Here is a 22,825-nt window from a genome sequence, read left to right as displayed (position 1 = left end):
ACAGCTCCCCGCCATGGGGTTGGGAGCTGTTCGTATCGCGCGGGTAGGATGCCCGCGTTTTAGCAAACGGAGGACAGGACGTTCATCCAATGTTTGTCTTCGGGAGTGGGAAATGAAGCCTTTCTTGCGCTGGTGTTACGTTGCGACAGCACTCATGCTGGCAGGATGCAGCAACCATGATTGGCGTAAAGACGAAGTTTTGGCAATCCCGTTGCAGCCAACGTTGCAGCAGGAAGTGATCCTGGCGCGCATGGAACAAATTCTTGCCAGCCGGGCACTGACGGATGACGAACGCGCACAGCTTTTATATGAGCGCGGTGTGCTGTATGATAGCCTCGGGTTACGTGCATTAGCGCGCAATGATTTCTCGCAGGCGCTGGCGATACGTCCCGACATGCCGGAAGTTTTCAACTACCTGGGCATTTACTTAACGCAGGCAGGCAATTTTGATGCTGCCTATGAAGCGTTTGATTCTGTACTAGAGCTTGATCCAACTTACAATTACGCGCGTTTAAACCGGGGCATCGCACTGTATTATGGCGGCCGCTTCCCGTTGGCGCAGGATGATCTGCAGGCGTTTTATCAAGACGACCCAAACGATCCCTTCCGTTCGTTATGGCTGTATCTGGTGGAGCGAGAAATCGATCCCAAGAAGGCCGAGGTAGCGCTTCAGCAGCGCTATGACAAAGCGGACAGAGGGCAATGGGGATGGAATATTGTCGAATTCTACCTGGGCAAGATCAGCGAAAAAACGCTGATGGAACGCCTCAAGGCAGATGCAACGGATAACACTTCGCTCGCTGAGCATCTCAGTGAAACTGACTTCTATTTGGGTAAACACTACCTGAGTCTGGGGGACAAGGACACCGCTTCGGCGCTGTTCAAACTGACGGTGTCTAACAACGTTCACAACTTCGTTGAGCACCGCTATGCATTGTTGGAATTGGCGCTTTTGGGCCAAGAGCAAGACGACCTATCGGAATCGGACCAGCAATAGCTGACGAACACCTATCAGCCTGATGGACATTGGTTTTTAACCAAAGTTATCGCCTTAACGGGCGAGGGCTTTTTTGTTCGTTTTATAATCTAATTTGAGCCGGTTCACACTTTTCAATGAAAATGACTGAAAATTTTCTCGACGAGTTATGTAGACTGGCTGCCATTATTAATGAGGCACGTGTACATGACGACTGAGTTTGAAACCTCTTTTGCTGATCTGGGGCTGTCTGCTCCAATCATTTCCGCCCTGAACGATCTGGGCTATGAAAAACCATCTCCGATCCAGGCTGAGTGTATTCCTCACCTGTTGAACGGCCGCGACGTGCTGGGCATGGCACAGACCGGTAGTGGTAAAACTGCAGCGTTCTCGCTGCCGCTGCTGCACAACCTGCAGGCAGACCTGAAAGCACCTCAGATCCTGGTGCTGGCACCGACCCGCGAACTGGCGGTTCAGGTTGCTGAAGCGATGACCGATTTCTCCAAACACATGAACGGCGTCAACGTGGTAGCCCTGTACGGCGGCCAGCGTTACGACGTGCAGCTGCGCGCTCTGCGCCAGGGCCCGCAAATCGTTGTGGGTACCCCAGGCCGTCTGCTGGACCACCTGAAGCGCGGCACCCTGAACCTCTCTAACCTGAGCGGCCTGGTGCTGGATGAAGCCGACGAAATGCTGCGCATGGGCTTTATCGAAGACGTAGAAACCATCATGGCTGAGATCCCGGCTGAACATCAGACCGCGCTGTTCTCCGCCACCATGCCGGAAGCGATCCGTCGCATCACCCGCCGCTTCATGAAAGAGCCGCAGGAAGTGCGCATCCAGTCCAGCGTGACCACCCGTCCGGACATCAGCCAGAGCTACTGGTCGGTCTACGGCATGCGTAAAAACGAAGCGCTGGTGCGTTTCCTGGAAGCCGAAGACTTTGACGCGGCGATCATCTTCGTTCGTACCAAGAACGCGACCCTGGAAGTGGCCGAAGCGCTGGAACGCAGCGGTTACAGCAGCGCCGCGCTGAACGGCGACATGAACCAGGCGCTGCGTGAGCAGACTCTGGAGCGTCTGAAAGACGGTCGTCTGGATATCCTGATCGCGACCGACGTTGCGGCCCGTGGCCTGGACGTTGAGCGCATCAGCCTGGTTGTCAACTACGACATCCCGATGGACTCCGAGTCTTACGTTCACCGTATCGGCCGTACCGGTCGTGCGGGCCGCGCCGGCCGCGCGCTGCTGTTCGTGGAAAACCGCGAACGCCGCCTGCTGCGCAACATCGAACGCACCATGAAGCTGACCATCCCTGAAGTGGAACTGCCGAACGCAGAACTGCTGGGCGAGCGTCGTCTGGCCAAGTTCGCCGCGAAAGTTCAGCAGCAGCTGGAAAGCAGCGATCTGGACCTGTACCGCGCACTGCTGACCAAACTGCAGCCGGAAGAAGAGCTGGATATGGAAACTCTGGCCGCAGCGCTGCTGAAAATGGCACAGGGCGAACGTCCGCTGATCCTGCCGCCGGATCCGGTCTTCAAGCCGCGTCAGCGCCGCGAGTTCAACGACCGTGACGATCGTCGCGGTGATCGTGGCGACCGTCGTGACAGCCGTGACGGCGATCGTCCGCGTCGCGAACGTCGTGACGTTGGCGAAATGCAGCTGTACCGCATCGAAGTGGGCCGTGACGATGGCGTTGAAGTTCGTCACATCGTTGGCGCTATCGCTAACGAAGGCGACATCAGCAGCCGTTACATCGGTAACATCAAGCTGTTCGCTTCCCACTCCACCATCGAGCTGCCAAAAGGCATGCCGGGCGAGATCCTGAATCACTTCACTCGCACTCGCATCCTGAACAAGCCGATGAACATGCAGCTGCTGGGCGATGCACAGCCGTTCGAACGTCGCGAGCGTCGTGACGGTGGCAACGGTGGCGAGCGTCGCGGCAACGGTCGTCCGTTCAACGGTGAACGTCGCGAAGGCGGCCCACGTCGCTCCTTCGGTGAACGTCGTGAAGGCGGTAACGGCGGCGAGCGTCGTGGCGGTAACTACAACCGCGACGGCAAGCCGGCGCCACGCCGTGATGACGGCGCACCGGCAGCACCACGTCGTCGTTTCGGCGACGCGTAATCGCTGATTCGCCGTTCGCGGTGAAGCGCTCTGAAAAACCAGCCTGCGGGCTGGTTTTTTTATGCCTGAAAGTTGCCGTCAAACGCCCCTGAATGGCGTATCATTCATAAGGTTTTTTCTTACGGATGATATGCACGGGAGATGCCATGAGTTGGCAGCAGTTTAAATCTCAATACCTGGTGCGCTTTTGGGCGCCGCTGCCGGCGGTGATCGCCGCCGGGATCCTTTCTACCTACTACTTCGGCATGACCGGCACCTTCTGGGCGGTGACCGGCGAGTTCACCCGCTGGGGCGGCCATGTGCTGCAGTGGTTCGGCCTGCACCCCGAGCAGTGGGGCTATTTCAAGGTCATCGGCCTGCAGGGCACGCCGCTGGAGCGCATCGACGGGCGGATGATCATCGGCATGTTCGCCGGCTGCATCGCCGCCGCGCTGTGGGCCAACAACATCAAACTGCGTCAGCCGCAGCACCGCATTCGCATCGTGCAGGCGCTGCTGGGCGGCATCATCGCCGGCTTCGGCGCACGCCTGGCAATGGGCTGCAACCTGGCGGCGTTTTTCACCGGCATTCCGCAGTTCTCGTTACACGCCTGGTTCTTCGCGCTGGCGACCGCCGCCGGCTCCTACTTCGGCGCCAAATTCACGCTGCTGCCGATGTTCCGCATTCCGGTCAAGTTGCAAAAGGTGAAGGCCGCCGCGCCGCTGACGCAGAAGCCTGAGCAGGCGCGTCGCCGTTTCCGGCTGGGCATGGCGATCTTCGGCCTGGCGGTGGCCTGGTCGTTGTGGACGCTGTTCGATGCGCCGAAGCTCGGCATCGCCATGTTGTTCGGCATCGGCTTTGGCTTGCTGATCGAGCGCGCGCAGATCTGCTTCACTTCGGCGTTCCGCGATCTGTGGATCACCGGCCGCACCCACATGGCGAAAGCCATCATCATCGGCATGGCGGTGAGCGCCATCGGTATCTTCAGCTATGTGCAGCTGGGCGTGGCGCCGAAGATCATGTGGGCCGGCCCGAATGCGGTACTCGGCGGTTTGTTGTTCGGCTTCGGCATCGTGCTGGCCGGCGGTTGCGAGACCGGTTGGATGTACCGCGCCGTGGAAGGGCAGGTGCACTACTGGTGGGTGGGGCTGGGCAACATCATCGGCGCTACGCTGCTGGCCTATTACTGGGACGACCTGGCGCCGGCGCTGGCGACCGACTACGACAAGATTAACCTGCTCGATACCTTCGGCCCGATCGGCGGCCTGCTGGTGACTTACCTGCTGCTGGCGCTGGCCTTCGCCGCCATGCTGTGGTGGGAGAAACGCTTTTTCCGCGCCCGGCCTGAGGCGCAGGTGGTGAATTTGAGGAGCATGCCATGAAAGAGACGACGATAGTGCCGGACTACCGGCTGGACATGTTGGGCGAGCCTTGCCCGTACCCGGCGGTGGCGACGCTGGAGGCGATGCCGCAGTTGAAGCCGGGGGAGATCCTGGAGGTGATCAGCGATTGCCCGCAGTCGATCAACAACATCCCGCTCGATGCGCGCAACCACGGCTACAAGGTGCTGGATATTCAGCAGGACGGGCCGACCATCCGCTATCTGATTCAGCGTTAACGCCAAGGCGGTGGGGTTTCCACCGCCTTTTCGCTTTTTAGCCCTTCACGATGTCGCCTTTTACCCCGGCGGCAATCTCGAACGAACGCAGCCGCGCCTGATGATCGAAAATCTGGCCGTTGACCATGATCTCGTCGGCATCGGTTTCACGCAGCAGCGTTTGCAGCCCGTGGCGCACCGTATTTTCGTCGCCGACGATCGACATCCGCAGCGCCTGCTCGACGCCGTATTGCTCACCTGCGGTCCACAGCGCGTGGATGTTATCCACCGGCGGCGGCAGCGGGCCGGGCGAACCGCGGCGCAGATTGATGAACTGCTGTTGCATCGAGCTGAACAGGAAGCGCGCGTCGCGGTCGCTGTCGGCGGCGATCACGTTGACGCACACCATGGCGTGCGGTTGCGCCAGCTGTTTGGAGGGTTTGAAGTTCTCGCGGTACAGCTGCAGCGCCTGGAACAGCATATCCGGGGCGAAGTGCGAAGCGAAGGCGAACGGCAGGCCGAGCTGTGCCGCCAGCTGCGCGCTGTAGAGGCTGGAGCCGAGCAGCCAGAGCGGCACATGCAGCCCCTGGCCCGGCACCGCCTGCACCGGCTGGCCGGGCTGCGCATCGCAGAAGTAGTTTTGCAGTTCCTGCACGTCGCGCGGGAAGGTATCCACGTCGCCGGACAGGTGGCGGCGCAAGGCCATCATGGTGCGCTGATCGGTGCCAGGCGCGCGGCCCAGCCCCAGATCGATGCGGCCGGGGTAGAGCGATTCCAGCGTGCCGAACTGCTCGGCGATCACCAGCGGCGCATGGTTCGGCAGCATTACGCCGCCGGAGCCGAGGCGAATGCTTTGGGTGCCGGCGGCCAGATAGCCCAGCAGCACCGAGGTGGCGGCGCTGCCGATGCCGGTCATGTTGTGGTGCTCGGCCAGCCAGTAGCGCTGGTAGCCCCAGCGTTCAGCGTGTTGCGCCAGATCCAGCGAACAGTGGAAAGCGTCGCGCGCTTTAGCCCCTTGCGGGATTGGCGATAAATCCAGTACCGACAGCGGTACGGCAGTGTTTTCAGTCATGACATCGTCCATCAGAGAGTGGATCGCTTAAAGGGCGATTGCAGAGGTCTGCATACCAAAAAGCCGAAAATGATGCTTTTTAGTGTTAAAAGCATAATCCAATTTATAGTTATAAAAGAGGAGATATGTGCTTGTGATATCCTCATGAGAGCAATGGTGTTTTTTGGAGCAATTTGAAATATGGAAATGATGATACTCGCCCGCCGCTTACCGTTCCGGGAACTGACATAATGAAAAAAAAGACGTTGTTTACCCTATTGCTGATGATGGTGGCGATCGCATTGGCGATCCTGTTCCGCGCGCACAACCAGGATTTGTTGCTGCAGGGTGAAGTGGATGCACCTGAAGTGATCGTCGCTTCCAAAGCGAAAGGCCGGGTGGTTGAACGCCTGATTGAGCGCGGCGACGACGTGAAAAGCGGTCAGTTGATCATCCAGCTCGACAGCCCTGAACTGATAGCGCAACTGCGTTCCGCACAGGCGACGCGCGACGAAGCCAAGGCGCAGCTCGACCAGTCGCTGAACGGCACCCGTGAAGAGAGTATCCGCAACCTGCGCGCCAACCTGGCGCAGGCCGAAGCGCAGTACCGCAATGCGCAAAATGACTACAACCGCAACCTGAGCGTGGCCGGCAAAGGCTATATCTCGAAGTCCGAGCTGGACGCTTCGCGCCGCGCGCGCGACACCGCCTTCCAACAGGTACAGGCGGCCAAAGCCAATCTGGATGAGGGCATCAACGGCGATCGCGTCGAGCTGCGGCAACAATATGCGGCGGCGCTGCGGGCGGCGGAAGAGAACCTGCTGCAGATCCAGGCGCAGACCGACGACCTGCAGGTAAAAGCGCCGGTGGATGGCGAAGTGGGGCCGATCCCGGCCGAAGTGGGTGAACTGCTGAATGCCGGCAGCCCGCTGGTGACGCTGATCCGGGTGCCGGATGCTTACTTCGTGTTTAACCTGCGCGAAGACATCCTGGCCCACGTGCGCAAAGGCGACAAGGTCAAGCTGCGGGTGCCGGCGCTGAAGGACAAAATGATCGACACCGAGGTGCGTTACATCGCACCGCTGGGGGATTACGCCACTAAACGCGCCACCCGCGCCACCGGCGACTTCGACCTGAAAACCTTCGAAGTGCGCCTGTATCCGTCACAGCCGGTGGACGGCCTGCGTCCGGGGATGAGCACCTTATGGCAATGGAAAGAGTAAGGGCCGGCTGGCGCTGCTTCAGTCACGCGTTCGACAAAGAGTGCCGCGTCGCCTTTCGCAGCCCGGTGGTGCACTGGCTGAGCTGGATCTTTCCGCTGATCCTGTTTGTGCTGATCAGCAGCAACTTCTCCGAAGGCACGCTGCTCGATCTGCCGGTCTCGGTGGTGGATAGCGATCACAGCCCGCTGTCCAAATCGCTGACGCGCCGGCTGGATGCGGGTTCGCACGCCCACGTCGAGGCTTACGGCGGCGGATTGCCGGAGTCGCTGAACCGCCTGCGCAGCGCGCAGGATTACGCGTTGCTGTACATCCCGCCGGACTTTGAGGCCAACGCGCTGTCGGGCAAGCAGCCGAGCGTGGTGATGTACTACAACGCGCTGTTCTACGGCGCCGGGCTGTACTCCACCCAGGACTTCGGCGGCCTGATGAACGAAATCAACGCCAGCACCCGCAGCATCATCGCCACCGAGATGGGCAAATCGCTGCCGCCGCTGGCGGACGTGACGCTCTCCTACGGCAGCCTGTTCAACGCCAGCGGCAGCTATATCTACTACCAACAGTTTGCCGCCACTATTCACCTGCTGCAGCTGTTCGTGGTGACCTGCATGATCTACGTGCTGGCGCGCAGCAAATCGCTGTTGCAGGCCAAGCCGTTCAGCCTGGCGCTGCTCGGCAAGCTGGCGCCCTACACGCTGTGTTTCACCACCCTGCTGATGGTGGAGATCGCGGCGCTGGTGGGCATCTTTGACGCCCGCGTCAGCGGCAACCCGCTGTTTATGCTGATGATCGGCCTGTTCTACGTGATGGCGGCGCAGAGCATCGGCCTGTTGCTGTATACCTTTACCGGCAGCACCATCACCGCGTACAGCCTGATCGGTATTTTGGTCAGTATCGCAATGACCTTCTCCGGCATGGCGGTGCCCGAGCTGTCGATGCCGCTGCCGGCGCGCATCATTTCCAACATCGAACCGTTGACCCACGCGCTGTACGCGATGTTCGACGTGTTCCTGCGCCAGGTGCACGCCAGCGCCATCTTCAGCGTGTGCGCGTTGCTGGCGGTCTATCCGCTGGTGGCCGCGCTGCTGGTGCGCAACCGCCTGCCGGCGCGGCTGGCAAAAGAGGGGAACGCCGGATGAAGCTTTATTGGCAAACCTTCGTTAAGGTGCTGCTCGGCATGCTGGAGCGGCCGGTGTGGCTGATGCTGATCCTGTCGCTGTGCATCATGAGCCTGGTGTATGCCAACCGCACGGTGTGGGATCTGCCGGTGGGGGTGATCGATCAGGATCACAGCACCGCCAGCCGCCAGCTGATCCGCCAACTGGACGCCACCTCCAAGATCGCCATTGAAACTTACGACAGCCTGGAGCAGGCGCAGCGCGATCTCGGCTGGCGCAAGCTGTTTGCGGTGCTCATCATGCCGGTGGATCTGGAGAAGAAAATTCTCAGCGGGCAGAACATCGTGGTGCCGATGTACGGTGACGCCACCAACCGCCTGGCTAACGGTCAGATCCAGCAGGACGTGGTGGCGGCCTATCAGCAGTTGCTGACGGAGTACAACAACGGGCTGCTGCTGCGCAGCGGCTTCAGCGAACGGCAGGCGCAGATATTGCTGACGCCGATACTGGGACAAACGCTGGATGTGTTCAACCCCGGCATCAGCTTCGCGGCGATCATCTTCCCCGGCCTGCTGGTGATGCTGTTGCAGCACTCGCTGCTGATCGCCTGTATCCGCGTCAATATCGCCATGAAGAGCATGCCCGGCGGCAAGGCGCCGCTGGCGGCGCACCTCGGCGGGCTGACGGCGCTGCTGCCGATCTGGCTGTTCCTGTCGATCGTGCTGTTCGTGCTGTGGCCGTGGGTCTTGGGCTATCGGCAGACGGCGAACATCGCCGAACTGCTGCTGCTGACCTTCCCGTTCCTGCTGGCGGTATTGGGGCTGGGCAAGCTGGTGACAGAATGTCTGCGCAGCGTCGAGATGATCTACCTGACGCTGGCGTTCATCACCACGCCGATCTTCTACCTGTCCGGCACCATCTGGCCGCTGCAGTCGATGCCGGCCTGGGTGCGCGCCATTTCGTACAGCATTCCCTCCACCTGGGGCACCAAGGCGATCGCCGGCGTCAACCAGATGGGGCTGTCGCTGAATGAAGTGTGGGGCGACGTGGTGATGATGTTGATACTCGGCGTGGTCTATACCCTGCTGGGCTTCGGCGTGGGTTTCTTGCGCAACAGCGTGGCGCTGCGCGGGATGTTCAGGAAGCGACGAGTGTAGGGGATAAATAAAGGCGCCATTTTCGGTGCCTTTATTATTTCATATTATCTATGTATTTAATTTGTTTTGTTTAGTTGGTTGCTGGTTTTTTTTGATTTTTTATCTTTCCTTTGGTAATTATAATTGCCGATAGATTTATGGAATTAATGGTCGGCGTTAATTTTATCTGTAACGTGTTATTTAAAGGATGGAATAATATGTCAACAATAAGAACGCTTACATTTGACGAGATGAAACTGATTGGCGGTTGTGGCGATGGGCATAACGGCGGCGATCGTGACAGCCCAAGCAGAGGTGCACCAAACTCTTGTGCCAATCAGGTTGGAATGGGCATTATCATTGGCGCATTTACCGGTTTTTCCGGCGGCCCGCCAGGGATGATAGGCATGGCAGTTGCCGGCGGCTTGATGGGGGCAGTTTCTTGCGCAGATAACAGCCCAGCAAGAAGCAATAAGAATAACGATGGTGCTTTGGGAGGCAATAAAAATGCCAATAGTGTTAATGGGCAGTGTCGCCGGTGATGTGAGTGTCGTTTCTGGGGCATCAAAATAGAGGTTAGAATGATGGCCAATAAACGTCTGGTCAACCTGCTTTGCAATATGGTGGCCTTAACATTGAGCATATTGCTTATTTCGTTCTCCTCACTGCATATTATTTCATACGGAGAACATTTGGCAGATGCGGCCATTGCGGTTTTCACATATTTTGGTATCAGAAGCTGCTGTCTGATGGGGGTAAGCTTATTCCAGTGGTTCCACGGTGGGAATAATCGCATTCCTCTTGATAAATAAACCATGCCGGCAGCGTCTGCTGCCGGCATTGTCTTTGCTAAGATACCAACTCCAGCCCTGCCACCCGGCGCCAGTAGCCGTTGCAGTCGGCATGATCGGTCAAGGCCAGCGGCTGCTCGCCGCGTTCATTGGCGCGGAAGGCGTCGATTTGCGCCAGCGTCTCGGCGCCCTGCGGCGATAGCCGCACGATGTCCACCAACCCTTGCATGCTCGGCAGCTCGTTGCCGAGGTTGTAGCAGTAACCGCTCATGGTCTGGATGCCGTTGAGCACGAACACCTGCTGTTGCTCCTGGGAGCGCATCATGCGGCCCTGCGGATATTTGATGCAGCAGGTTTCGCACTCGTCCTTGCCGCGGTTCTCCGAGCGGGCGGTGAAGCAGCGCGCCGAATAGGCCAGCGGCAGGTGGCCGTAGCTCAGCACCTCCACCTCGAAATCGTGGCGGAAGCCCAGCTCGTCGCACTGCGTCAGCAGGTTGGCCAGCCAGTCGCGCGACAGCTCGACCGGCATGCACCAGCGCACCATGCCCTGGCGGCGCAGCAGGCGCAGGGTATAGGCGTTGTAGCAGTTCAGCGCATGGCCGGCGACGAACGGCAAACCGCGTTCCGCCGCCATGTTCACCGCGCCCAGATCGTTGGCTTCGAGCAGGAACTCGCCGTTCTCCACATAGCGTTTCAGCTCATTCAGCTCGGACGGCGCCTGCAGCAGCGCCAGCGTGGAGATCACTACCTGCTTGCCGCTGCGGGCGATTTCGCGCGCCAGCGCCAGCCAATCGCCGACCTTCATCTCGCGCCGTTTGGTGCAGACGCTCTCGCCGAGGTAAATGATGTCGGCGCTGCTCTCCGCCGCCTGTTGATAGAACGCCGCGATGTCGGTTTTCGGCCAGTAGTAGAGTACCGGCCCCAGTGCGTATTTCATGTTTCCTCCGGCTACTGCCATTTGCGGTGATAGGCGCCCAGCGTGGTCTGGGTGCCTTCGGACATCGCGCCCAGCGTCTCCATCCAGGCGGCGTCGGCACGGTAGGCGGCGGGATTGGCCTGGCAACGGTCGATCGCCTGGCGCCAGACGCGCGCCACTTGGCTGACGTAAGCCGGGCTGCGCTGGCGGCCTTCGATCTTCACCGAGGCGATGTTGGCGGCCAGCAGCTCCGGCAGCAGCTCCAGCGTATTGAGGCTGGTTGGCTCTTCCAACGCGTGGTAGCGCACGTCGTCCACCAGATAGCGGCCCTTGCACAGCGTCGGGTAACCGGCGTTTTCATGATCCTGGTAGCGATCGATCAGCACGTCGTTCAGGCGTGACTCCATGCCCTGAGGGGTTTGCTGCCAGCGCACGAAACGCGCTGGCGAGCAGGCACCGACGGTGTTCGGCGACTCGCCGGTCAGGTAGGAAGAGAGATAGCAGCGCCCCTCGGCCATGATGCACAGGCTGCCGAAGGCAAACACTTCCAGCGGCACCGGGCTGGTGCGCGCCAGCTGTTTCACCTGATGCATCGACAGCACGCGCGGCAGCACCACCCGGCCCACCTCGAAGTTGCGCTGGTAAAAACGGATCGCCTCCTCGTTGGTGGCGGAAGCCTGCACCGAAACGTGGCGCTCCAGCTGCGGATAGCGCTGGGCGGCGTATTCCAGCATCGCCAGATCCGCCAGAATCAGCGCGTCGGCGCCCAGTTGGGCCGCCATATCCACCGCGCGCTGCCAGCGGGCGTAGCCGTCGGGATGGGCGAAGGTGTTGATGGCGATATGCAGTTTGCGGCCGTGGCGATGCACGTAATCAACCGCTTCCTGCAGCTTTTTCTCGGTGAAGTTGAGGCCGGCGAAGTGGCGCGCGTTGGTATCGTCTTTCAGACCGATGTAAACGGCGTTGGCGCCGTTATCCACCGCGGCCTTCAGGGCCGGCAGGTTGCCGGCGGGACAAAGCAGCTCCATAGATTTATCCTGGCTTAGCCGTACGCCCGGCCGGGCGTACGCTGTCTTTAAAGGTTGCCGACGGCGGTGTTCCGCCGGCAAACGCGATTTGGGGAGGCCATTTTAGGCAAAGGGGCACACACAGGTTTTGATTTGGGGCAGCTTATGGCGTATTGATAAACATGGCGGTGAAATGCACTATTTGTTGATATAGACCGCTGAAGCCGCGCGCCAGTGTGGCAAAATAGCGGTAGTCCGTATTGAAAGGAGTGGATGACCGTGTTGGAACAACTACGAGCACGCCTTGTGCGCCAGGGGCCGTCGCTGCTGCGCGTCCCGCTGAAATTCACGCCGTTCGCTCTGCAGCGCCAACTGCTGCAGCAGGTGCTGAGCTGGCAGCTTCGCCAGGCGTTGGCGGATGGCGATCTGGAATTTCTCGAATCGCGCTGGTTGAAGATCGAAGTTCGCGATCTGGCGCTACACTGGTTTATGACGGTAGAAAACGACAAACTGGTGGTCAGCCAGCACGCCGAAGCGGACGTCAGCTTCAGCGGCGACGCCAACGATCTGATCCTGATCGCGGCGCGCAAGCAAGATCCGGATACGCTGTTCTTTCAGCGTCGGCTGCAGATTGAAGGGGATACCGAATTGGGCCTGTATGTGAAAAATTTGATGGACGCCATCGAGCTGGAAAGCATGCCTGCGCCGCTGCGCATGGGGCTGCTGCAGTTGGCTGATTTTGTCGAAGCAGGGCTGCAGGAGGGCACGGCATCGGCTTCCCGTGTGGCGGTATCATGCTGATCCGCGTAGAGATCCCGGTAGATGCGGCGGGCATCGATGCCTTGCTGCGCCGCGCCTTTGGCCGCGACGACGAAGCCGATCTGGTGCAGCAGCTGCGCGAAGACGGCCTGCTGACGCTGGGCGTGGTCGCCACTGACGACGAAGGCGGGGTAGTGGGTTACGCCGCGTTCAGCCCGGTGGATGTGGCCGGCGAAGACCGCCAATGGGTGGCGCTGGCGCCGCTGGCGGTAGACGAAAGCCTGCGCCGTCAGGGGCTGGCTGAAAAGCTGGTGTACGAAGGCTTGGATTCGCTGAACGAATTCAGCTACGCCGCGGTGGTGGTGCTGGGCGATCCGGCCTACTACGGCCGCTTCGGCTTTAAACCGGCCGCCGCCTATGGCCTGAACTGCCGCTGGCCGGGCACGGAAAACGCGTTCCAGGTGTATCCGCTGGCGGAAGACGCCCTGAATGGCGTCAGCGGCGAAGTGGCTTTTTCGGCGCCGTTTAATCGCTTTTAACGATCGGCAATAGATACTCCAACGACAGCGGCGGGTGACTCACCAGCCGCTCTTTTTGTATTTTGCTCAGCTGTTTGACGCGGTATTCCAGCTTCAGCGCCGTTGAGCGATCCCCCACCTGGCAGTGAAACGCCAGCGTCAGCTCCCCTTTGCCGCGCAGCGCCTTGGCGCCTTTGCCGGCCTGATGCTGAGCCAGGCGGCGCGCCACGTCGGTGGTGATGCCGGTATACAGCATGCCGCTCGGTAAACGCAGCATATAGAGGTGCCAGGGAGTGGGGGAGGTGTCGGTCATCGTACGCCGTTTTGGTGGCCAGGGTCGGCGTATGATGGCATGTTCGCCATCACAATCCCATCCCCGGCCGCCGGTGCCTTACCGCTTTACCCCTTTTTTCCCGCCAGCTCGAAGCGCGGCGAAACGATGCCGTACAGCGTCCAGCCGAGGAAGGTGGCGATGGCGCCCCACATCATCGCTTCTTCACCGGAGCTGTAGAGCGCGTAGAAGCTGTACAGCGCGCCGATGCCGGCGATGATATTGGCGATGCGCGCCTTGTTGTCCGGCACCTTCGCCACTTTCTGAATAATGACCAACGCCGCCATCGACAGGATGTAAGGGATGATGTTGGTCACCACCGCCAGGTTCACCAGCACGTTGAACTGTTTGTTCAACGATGGGCTGATGGTCATCAGCGACAAACCGCTCTGGATGACGACGATGGTCAGCATGCCTTTAACCGGCGCGTCGGCTTTGCTCAGCTTGGAGAAGATTTTCGGGAAGAAGCCGCTGTCGGCGGAGGATTTGAACACCTGCGCGATGGTGAACTGCCAGCCGAGCAGCGAGCCGACGCAGGACATCACCATCAACGCCATGATGATCTTGCCGACCGTCGGGTTGAACATGTGGGAGAACGCCAGCCCGAACGGGGCGGTGGAGTTGGCCAGATCCATGTTCGGCACGATGCCGGCGATCACGTTGGTCGAAACGATATAGATCACCGCCGCGCTGAGGGTGCCGCCCAGTACGGCGATCGGCACGTTGCGCTCCGGGTTTTCCACCACGTCGGTGTTGGCGCAGGCGGATTCCAGCCCCAGGAACGCCCACAGGGTCATTGAGATGGAGGCGCCGATGGCTTCGAAGGTCGGCACCTGATGCGGGTTCCAGGCAGCGACGTAGGCGCTGCCGCTGAACCAGTACCAGCCGACGATCGAGATGCCCACCACCGGAATGATCACGCCCCAGACGGTGATGCCGCTGATTTTGCCGGTGATGCGCGCGCCGCCGAAGTTGGCGACGGTCGCCAGCCACAGTACGCCGATGGTGGCGATGCAGATCCCGAGCGGGCTGAGCGTGGTGTCGAACAGCTCGGTGCCGTAGCCGACGGCGGAAATGGCGATGGCGATGTTGGCGATCAGCAGCGAAACGCCGTAGGTGTAGTTCGCCATAAAGTTGCCTGATTTACCGAAGGCATACTCAGCGTAGCCGCCCATGCCGCCGGATTTACGGCTGAACATGCCGCATTTGGCGAAGGCGTAGGCCAGCGCCATCGAGCCGACGGCGGTCACCAGCCAGGAAACGATCGAAATCGTGCCCACTTCGGCCAGCTTGGTCGGCAGCATAATTATTCCGGAACCCATCATATTCACGGCGGTCAGGATCGTTAATTGCACGACCCCCATTTTATTATTGGACTTACTCATGATCATTTTCTCTTTTAGGATGCGATCCGGGCGGCGAGAATAATCGCCGCCCCGTAAGGTGATTAATTTTTCATGACGTAGCCGTAAGCGCGGTTCCAGCCGTCCTCATCCTGTTGGATATAAACGCCCTGCAATTCCGGTGCGAATCCCGGCAATAAGTTGATGCCTTCTTCTAGTGCCAGGAAATAACGCTGAGCGGCGCCGCCCCAAATTTCACCGGGCACCACGCACAGCACGCCTGGTGGGTAAGGCAGGGCGCCTTCGGCGGCGATGCGGCCCTCGGCCTTGGCCAGCGACACCAATTCCACATTGCCGCGCACGAACTCGGTATTGGCGTCCTGCGGGTTCATCACCACGCGTGGGAAATAGCTTTTGCGGAACATCTCTTTTTGCAGTTCTTTAACGTCATAGCTGACGTAAAGGTCGTGCATTTCCTGGCACAGCTGGCGGATGGTGTAGTTTTTGTAGCGCTGCTGGTGGTTTTTATAGACTGCCGGCAGCACCTCGCTGAGCAGGGAGTTTTGCTCGATGTGCTTCTCGAAGCGGGCGATCAGGGCTACCAGGTGCTGCATCTTGGCGGTGTCTTCCGCCGGCGTCAGCAGGAACAGGATCGAGTTGAGATCGCATTTTTCCGGCACGATGCCGTTTTCGCGCAGGTAGTTGGCCAGAATGGTCGCCGGGATGCCGAACTCGCTGTAGCTGCCGGTCGCGGTATCGATGCCCGGCGTGGTGAGCAGCAGTTTGCACGGATCGACGAAATACTGCGATTCGGCATAGCCTTCAAAGGCGTGCCATTTCTCGCCGGGCACGAAGTTGAAGAAGCGCAGATCGTTGGCCATCGCCGCGGTGTCATAGGCCTGCCACGGCTTGCCGTCGATCTGATCCGGCACGAACGGTTTGATCATCGTGCAGGTATCCAGCAGCATTTTGCGCGCTTCGATGCCCACGCGCACGCACTCCTGCCACAGGCGCTGGCCGCTTTTGCCCTCGTGCATCTTGGCGTTGACGTCCAGCGCGGCAAACAGCGGGTAGAACGGGCTGGTGGAGGCGTGCAGCATAAAGGCGTTGTTGAAGCGCTTGTGGTTGCAGTAGCGGCTCTGTCCCTTGATATGCTTGTCTTTTTTGTGGATCTGCGAGGTCTGCGAGAAACCGGCCTGCTGTTTGTGTACCGACTGGGTGACGATGATGCCGGGATCGTTTTCGTTCAGTTCCAGCAGCAGCGGCGAGCAGTCTTTCATCATCGGAATGAACTGCTCATAGCCCACCCAGGCGGAGTCGAACAGGATGTAGTCGCAGAGGTGGCCAATCTTGTCGACCACCTGACGGGCGTTGTAGATGGTGCCGTCGTAGGTGCCGAGCTGGATGATCGCCAGGCGGAACGGGCGAGCCTCGTTGGCGCGTTCCGGCGCCACTTCGCGGATCTGCTGGCGCAGGTAGCGTTCGTCGAAGCAGTGCGCGTCGATGCCGCCGATAAAGCCGAACGGGTTACGGGCGGTTTCCAGATATACCGGCGTAGCGCCGGCCTGGATCAACGCGCCGTGGTGGTTGGATTTATGGTTGTTGCGGTCGAACAGCACCAGGTCGCCGCGCGTCAGCAGGGCGTTGGTCGCCACCTTGTTCGAGGCCGAGGTGCCGTTGAGCACGAAGTAGGTCTTGTCGGCGTTGAACACCTTGGCGGCGTGCTGCTGTGCGGCGCAAGGTGCGCCTTCGTGGATCAACAAATCGCCCAGTTTGACGTCGGCGTTGCACATGTCGGAGCGGAAAAGTGTTTCGCCGTAGAAGTCGAAGAACTGGCGGCCCGCCGGGTGTTTGCGGAAGAACTCGCCGCCCTGGTGGCCGGGGCAGGCGAAGGTGGCGTTGCCCATTTCTACGTATTGCGTCAGCGTGTTGAAGAACGGCGGCAGCAGCTCGCTCTCATATTTGGTGGCGGCGGCCTCCAGCTGTTTGCCGTAGAACTGGGTATTCTTGCCACACAGTTCAAACACGCCGTGTAGCGCCGGCAAGACGGCGTTATCCAGCTCTTCTTCGCAGCAGACGGCGACGAACAGCGGGATGTTCAGGCCGTGTTCTTCGATGCGCGCCACCATGCCTTGCGCGACGTCTTCTACCGACAGCACGATGGCGGCGACGTCATTGAAATCGCTGTGATGCACATCGACGATGTCGCGTTCAGTTTCAAAGCAGCCGAGGGTTTGGGTGTTGGCGGCAATTTTTAAATTTTTCATTTTTCTCATTCTTCAGGCAAAGGCAGTCCGCCGGCAAATAATTCCATTTGCCGTTAACGCCTTCACGAAAATAAAGGTGTGCGAGAACCCAGTGATGCCGAAAGGCATTAACTGTGTTCGTTGTTTTATTTGGCTTGGATGCGCTTGGCCGAAATTAAAAATGCATTGCGTGTCCTTCCCGGTTAGCGAGAAAAAGACATTATCACCGGAGTGCGGAGAATAAAGTGAAACGCAAAGACACTCTTATCAACGGCGTAAGAGCGAAGGGGAGGGTTATCTGTAGTTGAAGAATGCGAAGCTAAAGCAGCTGCGATGAGCCATCATCATAATATGGGTTGTACGCCTGATGTGTGCCATTTTTCGGTTATTGTTTTCCATTTTCTAATCCACCTTGCTGAGTGAAAAGATGGCGCTATTTTAGCGCAAGATTCGCTGAAAATCGTGATGAGAATCACATAAATGCCGGTTTTGATAAATAACTATTCACCGGTTATGCAATGTGTTGCATAAGTATCATCCGGGTGCAGAGGTTGGCATGTAAATGAATTGCTAATGTTCGCGAGCCCTGAACGCTTAATTTCAATGGTGCTCGGGAAGGAATAAAAAAAGCGGTCAAATAACCGGCTACATAACGATCAAATAAATCTGTATTGTGTTATTTATGTTATCAACCTGCTTTATGCTCAAATAAATAAAAATTCACTATCTGTGTTTTTATATTCATTTTTGTTTTTTGGCGATTATCGTTATTTGTGACTCGCTTCAACAACGCAGGGTAAGATGAGGCGAGTGAACAGGGAGGCGATTGACCTTGAATACCCCAGAACAACGGCAGCAGATTGCGGATTTCATCGGTAAGCAACACGTCTTGACGCTGTGCGCCGGCGACGGCCTCGACATGTGGTGCGCCAATTGTTTTTACGTGTTCGACGCCGCGACGATGGCGCTGTGGCTGATGACCGAACCGCACACCCGCCACGGCGGGCTGATGCTGAACAACGGCCGGGTGGTCGGTACCATCGCGCCGAAACCGAAAAGCATCGCGTTGATCCGCGGCGTACAGTACCGCGCCGAGGCGGTGCTGCTGAGCGGCGAAGAGGCCGAGGCGGCGCGCGCGCGTTACTGCAAGCGTTTCCCGATCGCCAGGGCGATGAAGGCCTCGGTTTGGCGGCTGGATCTGCACGAGGTGAAGATGACCGACAACACTCTGGGCTTCGGCAAGAAGCTGCACTGGGCGCGGTCTATACTTTAAGTCGACGTATTGATTACAACGGGAGATTGCATGGCGCGAGCACTGTTAGTCGGCGCAACCGGGCTGGTGGGGCGAGAGTTACTGCAGCGGTTGCAAAGCGATCCGCAGATAACGGCCATCGTGGCGCCGACGCGTACGCCGCTGCCGCCGCACGGCAAGCTGACCAATCCGGTCGGCGACGCGCTGTTCGAGTTGCTGAGTAGCCTGCAACAGCCGGTCGATTTGGTGTTCTGCTGCCTGGGCACCACCCGCCAGGCAGCGGGCAGCGCCGATGCCTTCCGCTACGTCGATTACCAGTTGGTGGTGGAGAGCGCGCTGACCGGCCGCCGGTTGGGGGCGCAGCACTGTCTGGTGGTGAGCGCGTTGGGCGCCAACGCGGATTCCACCTTCTTATATAACCGCACCAAAGGCGAGATGGAGCAGGCGCTGCGCGAACAGCACTGGCCGCGCCTGACGCTGGTGCGGCCTTCCATGCTGGTGGGGGATCGCCCTGCGCCGCGCCTGATGGAGCGCCTCACGCTGCCGCTGTTCAGGCTGCTGCCCGGCAAATGGCGGGCGGTCGCCGCCAAAGACGTGGCGCAAACGCTGCTGCAACAGGCGTTCACGCCGGGTGAAGGGGTCAGGGTGCTGGAGTCGGATCGGCTGCACTGCTACCGAGGCTGACACTGAGGTGATCGAACGCCAGCTCCAGCCCGGCGGGCAGTTCGTGGTCCAGTAGCCACAGATCGAGATGGTGGCTGATGTGCGTCAGCAGCGTGCGTTTGGGCTGCAGCAAGCGCTGCGTCTCCTGCGCGCGGGTCAGATCGTTGTGGTTGCGCGGCGCCTGCGGCTGAGGCGGCAGGCTGCAATCGAGCACCAGCAGATCCAGCGCCACGTTCTGCAGATAGTCGGCGGTGGCCGGCGGCAGGCCGACGGTGTCGGTCAGGTAGGCCAGTGAAGCGCCCGCCGCCTGGATCAGATAGCCGTGGGTCAGTTTGGAGTGTTGCAGCGGCAGCGGGGTGATGCGCATGCCGCCCAGCTCGACGGTGGCGAAGGGCGCCAGCGGCGGCTGAAACGCCAGAATGCCGGGGTGTTTGAACAGATCGTCGCAGCCCTGTTCATCCGGCGGGCCATATACCGGAATGGAATTTCCGCACCCCCAACGCAAAGGAAATAACCCCTGAACGTGATCCATGTGGTAATGTGTCAGTAAAAAACGTTGAATTTGCCCCGCCGAAAATCGCCGCTCCAAAGCCGGCAATCCCGCATCCAATAAGGTCGTTTCCCCCTGATAGTTGAGCATGGCGCTGCACGCTCGCCGCCGAAATGCCGGCTCGCGCCGCGCCCGTTGGCAGATAGGGCAGTCGCAGCCGAACACCGGCACCTGCTGCGCGCCGCCGGTGCCGAGAAAAGTCAGTTGCATCGCTCCCCTCCGTTAAAGGTACTTCTGCGCAAAGCGGTTGATGTCGCGAAAATCCGCCAGCCGTGCCTGCAGCGTAGCGTGATCCCAGTGCCACCACTGGCTGCGTTCGATGCGTTCTATCAACGCGTCGTCAAAGCGCATGCCGATCTTTTTGGCCGCCACGCCGGCGACGATGCTGTAGGGCTCCACGTCCTTGGTGACTACCGCCGCGCTGCCGATCACTGCGCCGTTGCCGACGCTGACGCCCGGCATCAGGATGGCGTTATGGCCGATCCAGACGTCGTGGCCGACGGTGACGTGGTGCTCGCGACGCCAGTCGAAGAACGCCGCGTCGTCTTCCCCCAGCCCGTATTCGGAAGCGCGGTAGGTGAAGTGGTGCTGCGCGATGCGCTGGTAGGTCGGGTGGTTGCCGGGATTGATGCGCGCATAGGAGGCGATGGAGACGAACTTGCCGATAGTGGCGTAAAAGATCTGGTTGTGCCCGGCGGTGTAGGAGTAGTCCCCCATCTCCACCTCCTCCAGGATCGCATCGTCGGCCAGGTGCACATATTGGCCGAGCCGGGTGCGGTTAAGGGTCACGTTGTCGCCGATTTTCGGCTGGGCGAAGTCGTTCATGGCGTCGCGTCCTGAGTTTGTCGGGTAGGGGTCGGCAGCAGCGCCAGCAGCGCCGCCAGGGTGTCGTCGAGTGGGCCGTCGTTGTGCAGCACCCGGCAGCCGGCGGGCAGACTCTGCTGATATTCCGCCGCCCGCGCCAGCCGCTGCTCGATCTGCTCGGCGCCTTCTCGCCCGCGATCCTGCAGGCGCTGGCGCAGGATCGCGGCGCTGACCTGCAGGCACACCGGCAGCAGCTGCGCCCCATAGCGCTGCTGTGCCTGCGGCAGGTGGGCGCGTGAACCGTTGACCGCCACGTCGATCCCCTGCAGCAGCCAAAGATCCACCTCGATCCCAAACGCGTAGCGCTGCTGGTGGGCCTGCCAGTCGAGCGCGAACAGCCCCTTGGCGCGGCGGCGCAGAAATTCCGGTTCGCTCAGCGCGATATGATTCTCGCAGCCGGCGTCCGCCGGCCGGGTGATATAGCGGTGCGCCACCAGCGGCGCGCGGTCGGCGTCGGCCCGCAGCGCGGCCAGCAGGCTGTCCTTGCCTGCGCCGGAAGGCCCCATCAGATAGATGAGCCGCGCCATCAGAACACCTGCCTGCCCTGACGCCACACGTTCTGCACGTAAACGTGCTCGCCGTGCGGCCGCGCCAGCACCAGATCCGCCCGCAATCCTTCGGCGAGGGTGCCGCGATCCTGCAGATCCAGCGCCCGCGCCGGGTTGCGGGTGATCATACGCACCGCCTGGGGCAGATCGTAGGCGTTGCGCTCGTCCGCCGCGAGGCGAAACGCCGCGTCCAGCAGGCTGGCCGGGTAATAATCGGAAGAGAGAATATCCAGCACGCCCAGCGCCGCCAGGTGGTGCGCCGCCACGTTGCCGGAGTGGGAACCGCCGCGCACGATGTTCGGCGCGCCCATCAGCACCTGCAGGCCCTGCTGGTGCGAGGCGCGGGCGGCCGCCTCGGTGGTGGGGAACTCGGCAATGGCGCTGCCCAGCGCGCAGGATTCGGCCACGTGCGCGGCGGTGGCGTCGTCATGGCTGGCCAGCGAGATGCGGCGCGCGCGGCAGTGGGCGGCGATCGCTTCGCGGTTCGGTGCGGCCCAGCGGGCGGACAGGGCGACCTGCTGCTCCTCGTACTCGCTCATCTGCTGGTCGTTGAGGTGGTATTTGCCCTGATAATATTCGCGGTATTTTTCGCGTGAGGCGAACTGGCGCTGGCCCGGCGAATGGTCCATCAGCGACACCAGCGACACGCCCGGCTTGTCCATCAGCTGTTCGAACAGCGGCAGCGTGCTCTCGTGCGGCAGCTCGCAGCGCAGGTGCAGCCGATGCTCGGCGCGGTTCACCCCGGCGCGCTGGCTGTGGATCACCGCGTCGATCATCTTCTGCAGGTTTTCCAGCCGGTGGCCGCCGTCGCGCACGTCGCCGATCGCCACCGCGTCCAGCACCGTGGTGATGCCGTTGGCCACCATCAGCGCGTCGTGGCTGCTCATCGCCGAATGGGCCGGCCAGTCGACGTTCGGGCGCGGGGTGAAGAACTTGTCCAGGTTGTCGGTATGCAGCTCGATCAGCCCCGGCAGCAGCCAGCCGCCGTCGCCGTCCAGCGCCTGCGGCAGCCGGCTTGGGCCGTTGGCGAAGCTGCGGATCACGCCGTCCTGCATCTCCAGCGAGCCTTGCACCACCTGGTCATCCAGCACCAGCTTAACGTTATTGACGATCATCAGAGGGCCTCCAGCGCCTGCGGCGCCTGCATGTCATAAAGCCGGTCGGCGACCTGTCGGCGGACGCCTTCATCGTGAAAAATGCCGACGATCGCCGCGCCGCGCGCCTTGGCGCGTTCGATAAGCTGCACCACCGCCGCGCTGTTGCGGCTGTCGAGCGAGGCGGTCGGTTCGTCCAGCAACAGGATCGGGTAATCGACGATAAAGCCGCGCGCGATGTTCACCCGCTGCTGCTCGCCGCCGGAGAAGGTGGACGGCGCCAGCGGCCACAGGCGCTGCGGCACGTTGAGCGCAGCGAGCAGCGCTTCGGCGCGTTCACGGCACTCGGCGCGCTCGACGCCCTGTTCCAGCAAGGGTTGCATCACCACCTCCAGCGCGCTGATGCGTGGGATCACCCGCAGGAACTGGCTGACCCAGCCCAGCGTATGGCGGCGCACCGCCAGAATCTGGCGCGCGTCGGCACTGACCATGTCCAGCCAGTCGCCCTGATGGTTGATCCAGATATGGCCGCTGTCCGGCAGGTAGTTGGCGTACAGCGAGCGCAGCAGGGTGGATTTGCCGCTGCCGGAGTGGCCGTGCAGCACCACGCATTCGCCGCCGTGGACCGTCAGGTTGGCGTCGTGCAGCACCGGCAGACGGGTGCCGTACTGCTGATGCAGCACAAAGGTTTTACTGAGATGTTCAACTCGAATTTGCATAGTCATCTGTTATCGCC

At 60.5% G+C, this 22,825-nt stretch carries 26 protein-coding genes; 14 read left to right on the top strand and 12 right to left on the bottom strand.

What is annotated here, in order from left to right:
- The first annotated feature begins 112 nt into the window (after positions 1-112).
- The 5 genes from nlpI (at position 113) to yedF (ending at position 4,703) form a co-directional block, all read left to right on the top strand.
- On the top strand, positions 113-997 hold the full coding sequence (gene nlpI, locus AAIE04_RS22640; RefSeq protein ID WP_004933495.1) for a lipoprotein NlpI: 885 nt from the start codon (positions 113-115) through the stop codon (positions 995-997).
- Between the two features lie 116 nt (positions 998-1,113).
- On the top strand, positions 1,114-1,194 hold the full coding sequence (gene yrbN / locus AAIE04_RS22635; protein ID WP_099032700.1) for a protein YrbN: 81 nt from the start codon (positions 1,114-1,116) through the stop codon (positions 1,192-1,194).
- Positions 1,184-3,106 carry a DEAD/DEAH family ATP-dependent RNA helicase gene (locus AAIE04_RS22630; RefSeq protein ID WP_004933492.1) on the top strand — a complete coding sequence of 641 codons (1,923 nt, stop codon included), beginning with the start codon at positions 1,184-1,186 and terminating at the stop codon, positions 3,104-3,106. The genes yrbN and AAIE04_RS22630 overlap by 11 nt, the downstream gene beginning before the upstream one ends.
- Positions 3,107-3,252: 146 nt before the next feature.
- Positions 3,253-4,467 carry a selenium metabolism membrane protein YedE/FdhT gene (gene yedE / locus AAIE04_RS22625; protein ID WP_004933488.1) on the top strand — a complete coding sequence of 405 codons (1,215 nt, stop codon included), beginning with the start codon at positions 3,253-3,255 and terminating at the stop codon, positions 4,465-4,467.
- Entirely contained in the window at positions 4,464-4,703 is a 240-nt protein-coding gene (yedF, locus tag AAIE04_RS22620) for a sulfurtransferase-like selenium metabolism protein YedF (protein WP_004933486.1), read from the top strand. Before yedE ends, yedF begins: the two co-directional genes overlap by 4 nt.
- A 37-nt stretch (positions 4,704-4,740) precedes the next feature.
- Here the strand turns inward: yedF and AAIE04_RS22615 are convergent, their stop codons facing one another.
- Entirely contained in the window at positions 4,741-5,754 is a 1,014-nt protein-coding gene (locus tag AAIE04_RS22615; protein WP_498577719.1) for a luciferase-like monooxygenase, read from the bottom strand.
- A 230-nt stretch (positions 5,755-5,984) separates the two neighbouring features.
- On the opposite strand from AAIE04_RS22615, the gene AAIE04_RS22610 reads away from it, so the two are divergent.
- From AAIE04_RS22610 to AAIE04_RS22590, 5 genes are all read left to right on the top strand, one after another.
- Complete coding sequence (locus tag AAIE04_RS22610; RefSeq protein ID WP_019453332.1) at positions 5,985-6,956, top strand: HlyD family secretion protein; 972 nt, start codon at positions 5,985-5,987, stop codon at positions 6,954-6,956.
- Entirely contained in the window at positions 6,938-8,092 is a 1,155-nt protein-coding gene (locus AAIE04_RS22605) for an ABC transporter permease (protein ID WP_025159593.1), read from the top strand. The genes AAIE04_RS22610 and AAIE04_RS22605 overlap by 19 nt, the downstream gene beginning before the upstream one ends.
- Positions 8,089-9,228 (top strand): ABC transporter permease, encoded by a 1,140-nt coding sequence (locus AAIE04_RS22600; RefSeq protein ID WP_154747202.1) that lies wholly within the window; start codon positions 8,089-8,091, stop codon positions 9,226-9,228. Before AAIE04_RS22605 ends, AAIE04_RS22600 begins: the two co-directional genes overlap by 4 nt.
- Before the next feature lie 137 nt (positions 9,229-9,365).
- Positions 9,366-9,749 (top strand): hypothetical protein, encoded by a 384-nt coding sequence (locus AAIE04_RS22595; RefSeq protein ID WP_154747201.1) that lies wholly within the window; start codon positions 9,366-9,368, stop codon positions 9,747-9,749.
- 39 nt (positions 9,750-9,788) lie between these two features.
- On the top strand, positions 9,789-10,019 hold the full coding sequence (locus tag AAIE04_RS22590; protein ID WP_154747200.1) for a hypothetical protein: 231 nt from the start codon (positions 9,789-9,791) through the stop codon (positions 10,017-10,019).
- A 37-nt stretch (positions 10,020-10,056) separates the two neighbouring features.
- Here AAIE04_RS22590 and AAIE04_RS22585 read toward each other — a convergent pair whose 3' ends face one another.
- Positions 10,057-10,935 (bottom strand): U32 family peptidase, encoded by an 879-nt coding sequence (locus tag AAIE04_RS22585; protein WP_063918029.1) that lies wholly within the window; start codon positions 10,933-10,935, stop codon positions 10,057-10,059.
- 11 nt (positions 10,936-10,946) lie between these two features.
- Positions 10,947-11,942: a ubiquinone anaerobic biosynthesis protein UbiU gene (ubiU, locus tag AAIE04_RS22580; RefSeq protein ID WP_498577718.1), complete on the bottom strand. Its 996-nt coding sequence runs from the start codon at positions 11,940-11,942 to the stop codon at positions 10,947-10,949.
- 258 nt (positions 11,943-12,200) lie between these two features.
- On the opposite strand from ubiU, the gene ubiT reads away from it, so the two are divergent.
- Together ubiT and AAIE04_RS22570 are read left to right on the top strand one after the other, a co-directional pair.
- Positions 12,201-12,722 (top strand): ubiquinone anaerobic biosynthesis accessory factor UbiT, encoded by a 522-nt coding sequence (gene ubiT / locus AAIE04_RS22575; RefSeq protein WP_498577717.1) that lies wholly within the window; start codon positions 12,201-12,203, stop codon positions 12,720-12,722.
- A complete protein-coding gene (locus tag AAIE04_RS22570; RefSeq protein ID WP_063918031.1) occupies positions 12,716-13,219 on the top strand; it encodes a GNAT family N-acetyltransferase in 504 nt (167 codons plus the stop codon). Before ubiT ends, AAIE04_RS22570 begins: the two co-directional genes overlap by 7 nt.
- Here the strand turns inward: AAIE04_RS22570 and AAIE04_RS22565 are convergent.
- From AAIE04_RS22565 to speFL, 4 genes are all read right to left on the bottom strand, one after another.
- Positions 13,206-13,511, bottom strand: a complete 306-nt coding sequence (locus AAIE04_RS22565) for a GIY-YIG nuclease family protein (protein ID WP_498577716.1) — start codon at positions 13,509-13,511, stop codon at positions 13,206-13,208. The two genes, AAIE04_RS22570 and AAIE04_RS22565, sit on opposite strands and share 14 nt — an antisense overlap.
- An 86-nt stretch (positions 13,512-13,597) precedes the next feature.
- Positions 13,598-14,914 (bottom strand): putrescine-ornithine antiporter, encoded by a 1,317-nt coding sequence (gene potE, locus AAIE04_RS22560; RefSeq protein ID WP_154747197.1) that lies wholly within the window; start codon positions 14,912-14,914, stop codon positions 13,598-13,600.
- 62 nt (positions 14,915-14,976) lie between these two features.
- On the bottom strand, positions 14,977-17,139 hold the full coding sequence (speF, locus tag AAIE04_RS22555; RefSeq protein WP_309530820.1) for an ornithine decarboxylase SpeF: 2,163 nt from the start codon (positions 17,137-17,139) through the stop codon (positions 14,977-14,979).
- 273 nt (positions 17,140-17,412) lie between these two features.
- On the bottom strand, positions 17,413-17,517 hold the full coding sequence (speFL, locus tag AAIE04_RS22550; protein WP_004933443.1) for a leader peptide SpeFL: 105 nt from the start codon (positions 17,515-17,517) through the stop codon (positions 17,413-17,415).
- A gap of 433 nt (positions 17,518-17,950) precedes the next feature.
- On the opposite strand from speFL, the gene AAIE04_RS22545 reads away from it, so the two are divergent.
- Both AAIE04_RS22545 and AAIE04_RS22540 read left to right on the top strand, forming a co-directional pair.
- Positions 17,951-18,391, top strand: a complete 441-nt coding sequence (locus AAIE04_RS22545; protein WP_015376428.1) for a YhbP family protein — start codon at positions 17,951-17,953, stop codon at positions 18,389-18,391.
- Between the two features lie 30 nt (positions 18,392-18,421).
- A complete protein-coding gene (locus AAIE04_RS22540; protein ID WP_198635740.1) occupies positions 18,422-19,054 on the top strand; it encodes an NAD(P)H-binding protein in 633 nt (210 codons plus the stop codon).
- On the opposite strand, the gene phnP is transcribed toward AAIE04_RS22540, so the two are convergent.
- The 5 genes from phnP to phnL are packed head-to-tail and all read right to left on the bottom strand — an operon-like array spanning position 19,011 to position 22,814.
- The gene (gene phnP, locus AAIE04_RS22535) at positions 19,011-19,793 is read right to left on the bottom strand and encodes a phosphonate metabolism protein PhnP (protein WP_019453321.1); all 783 of its coding nucleotides are present in this window, start codon (positions 19,791-19,793) and stop codon (positions 19,011-19,013) included. The two genes, AAIE04_RS22540 and phnP, sit on opposite strands and share 44 nt — an antisense overlap.
- A 12-nt stretch (positions 19,794-19,805) precedes the next feature.
- Positions 19,806-20,408, bottom strand: coding sequence for a DapH/DapD/GlmU-related protein (locus AAIE04_RS22530; RefSeq protein WP_015376431.1), 603 nt, complete (start codon positions 20,406-20,408; stop codon positions 19,806-19,808).
- Positions 20,405-20,974, bottom strand: coding sequence for a ribose 1,5-bisphosphokinase (gene phnN, locus AAIE04_RS22525; protein WP_019453320.1), 570 nt, complete (start codon positions 20,972-20,974; stop codon positions 20,405-20,407). Before phnN ends, AAIE04_RS22530 begins: the two co-directional genes overlap by 4 nt.
- Positions 20,974-22,110: an alpha-D-ribose 1-methylphosphonate 5-triphosphate diphosphatase gene (phnM, locus tag AAIE04_RS22520; RefSeq protein WP_435958009.1), complete on the bottom strand. Its 1,137-nt coding sequence runs from the start codon at positions 22,108-22,110 to the stop codon at positions 20,974-20,976. The genes phnN and phnM overlap by 1 nt, the downstream gene beginning before the upstream one ends.
- Entirely contained in the window at positions 22,110-22,814 is a 705-nt protein-coding gene (gene phnL, locus AAIE04_RS22515) for a phosphonate C-P lyase system protein PhnL (protein WP_019453319.1), read from the bottom strand. Before phnL ends, phnM begins: the two co-directional genes overlap by 1 nt.
- Positions 22,815-22,825 lie beyond the last annotated feature (11 nt).

This window comes from Serratia sp. Ae19-1, assembly GCF_059801225.1.
The sequence above is the reverse complement of the archived record's forward strand: the minus strand, read 5'-3'. Positions and strand labels throughout refer to the sequence as shown.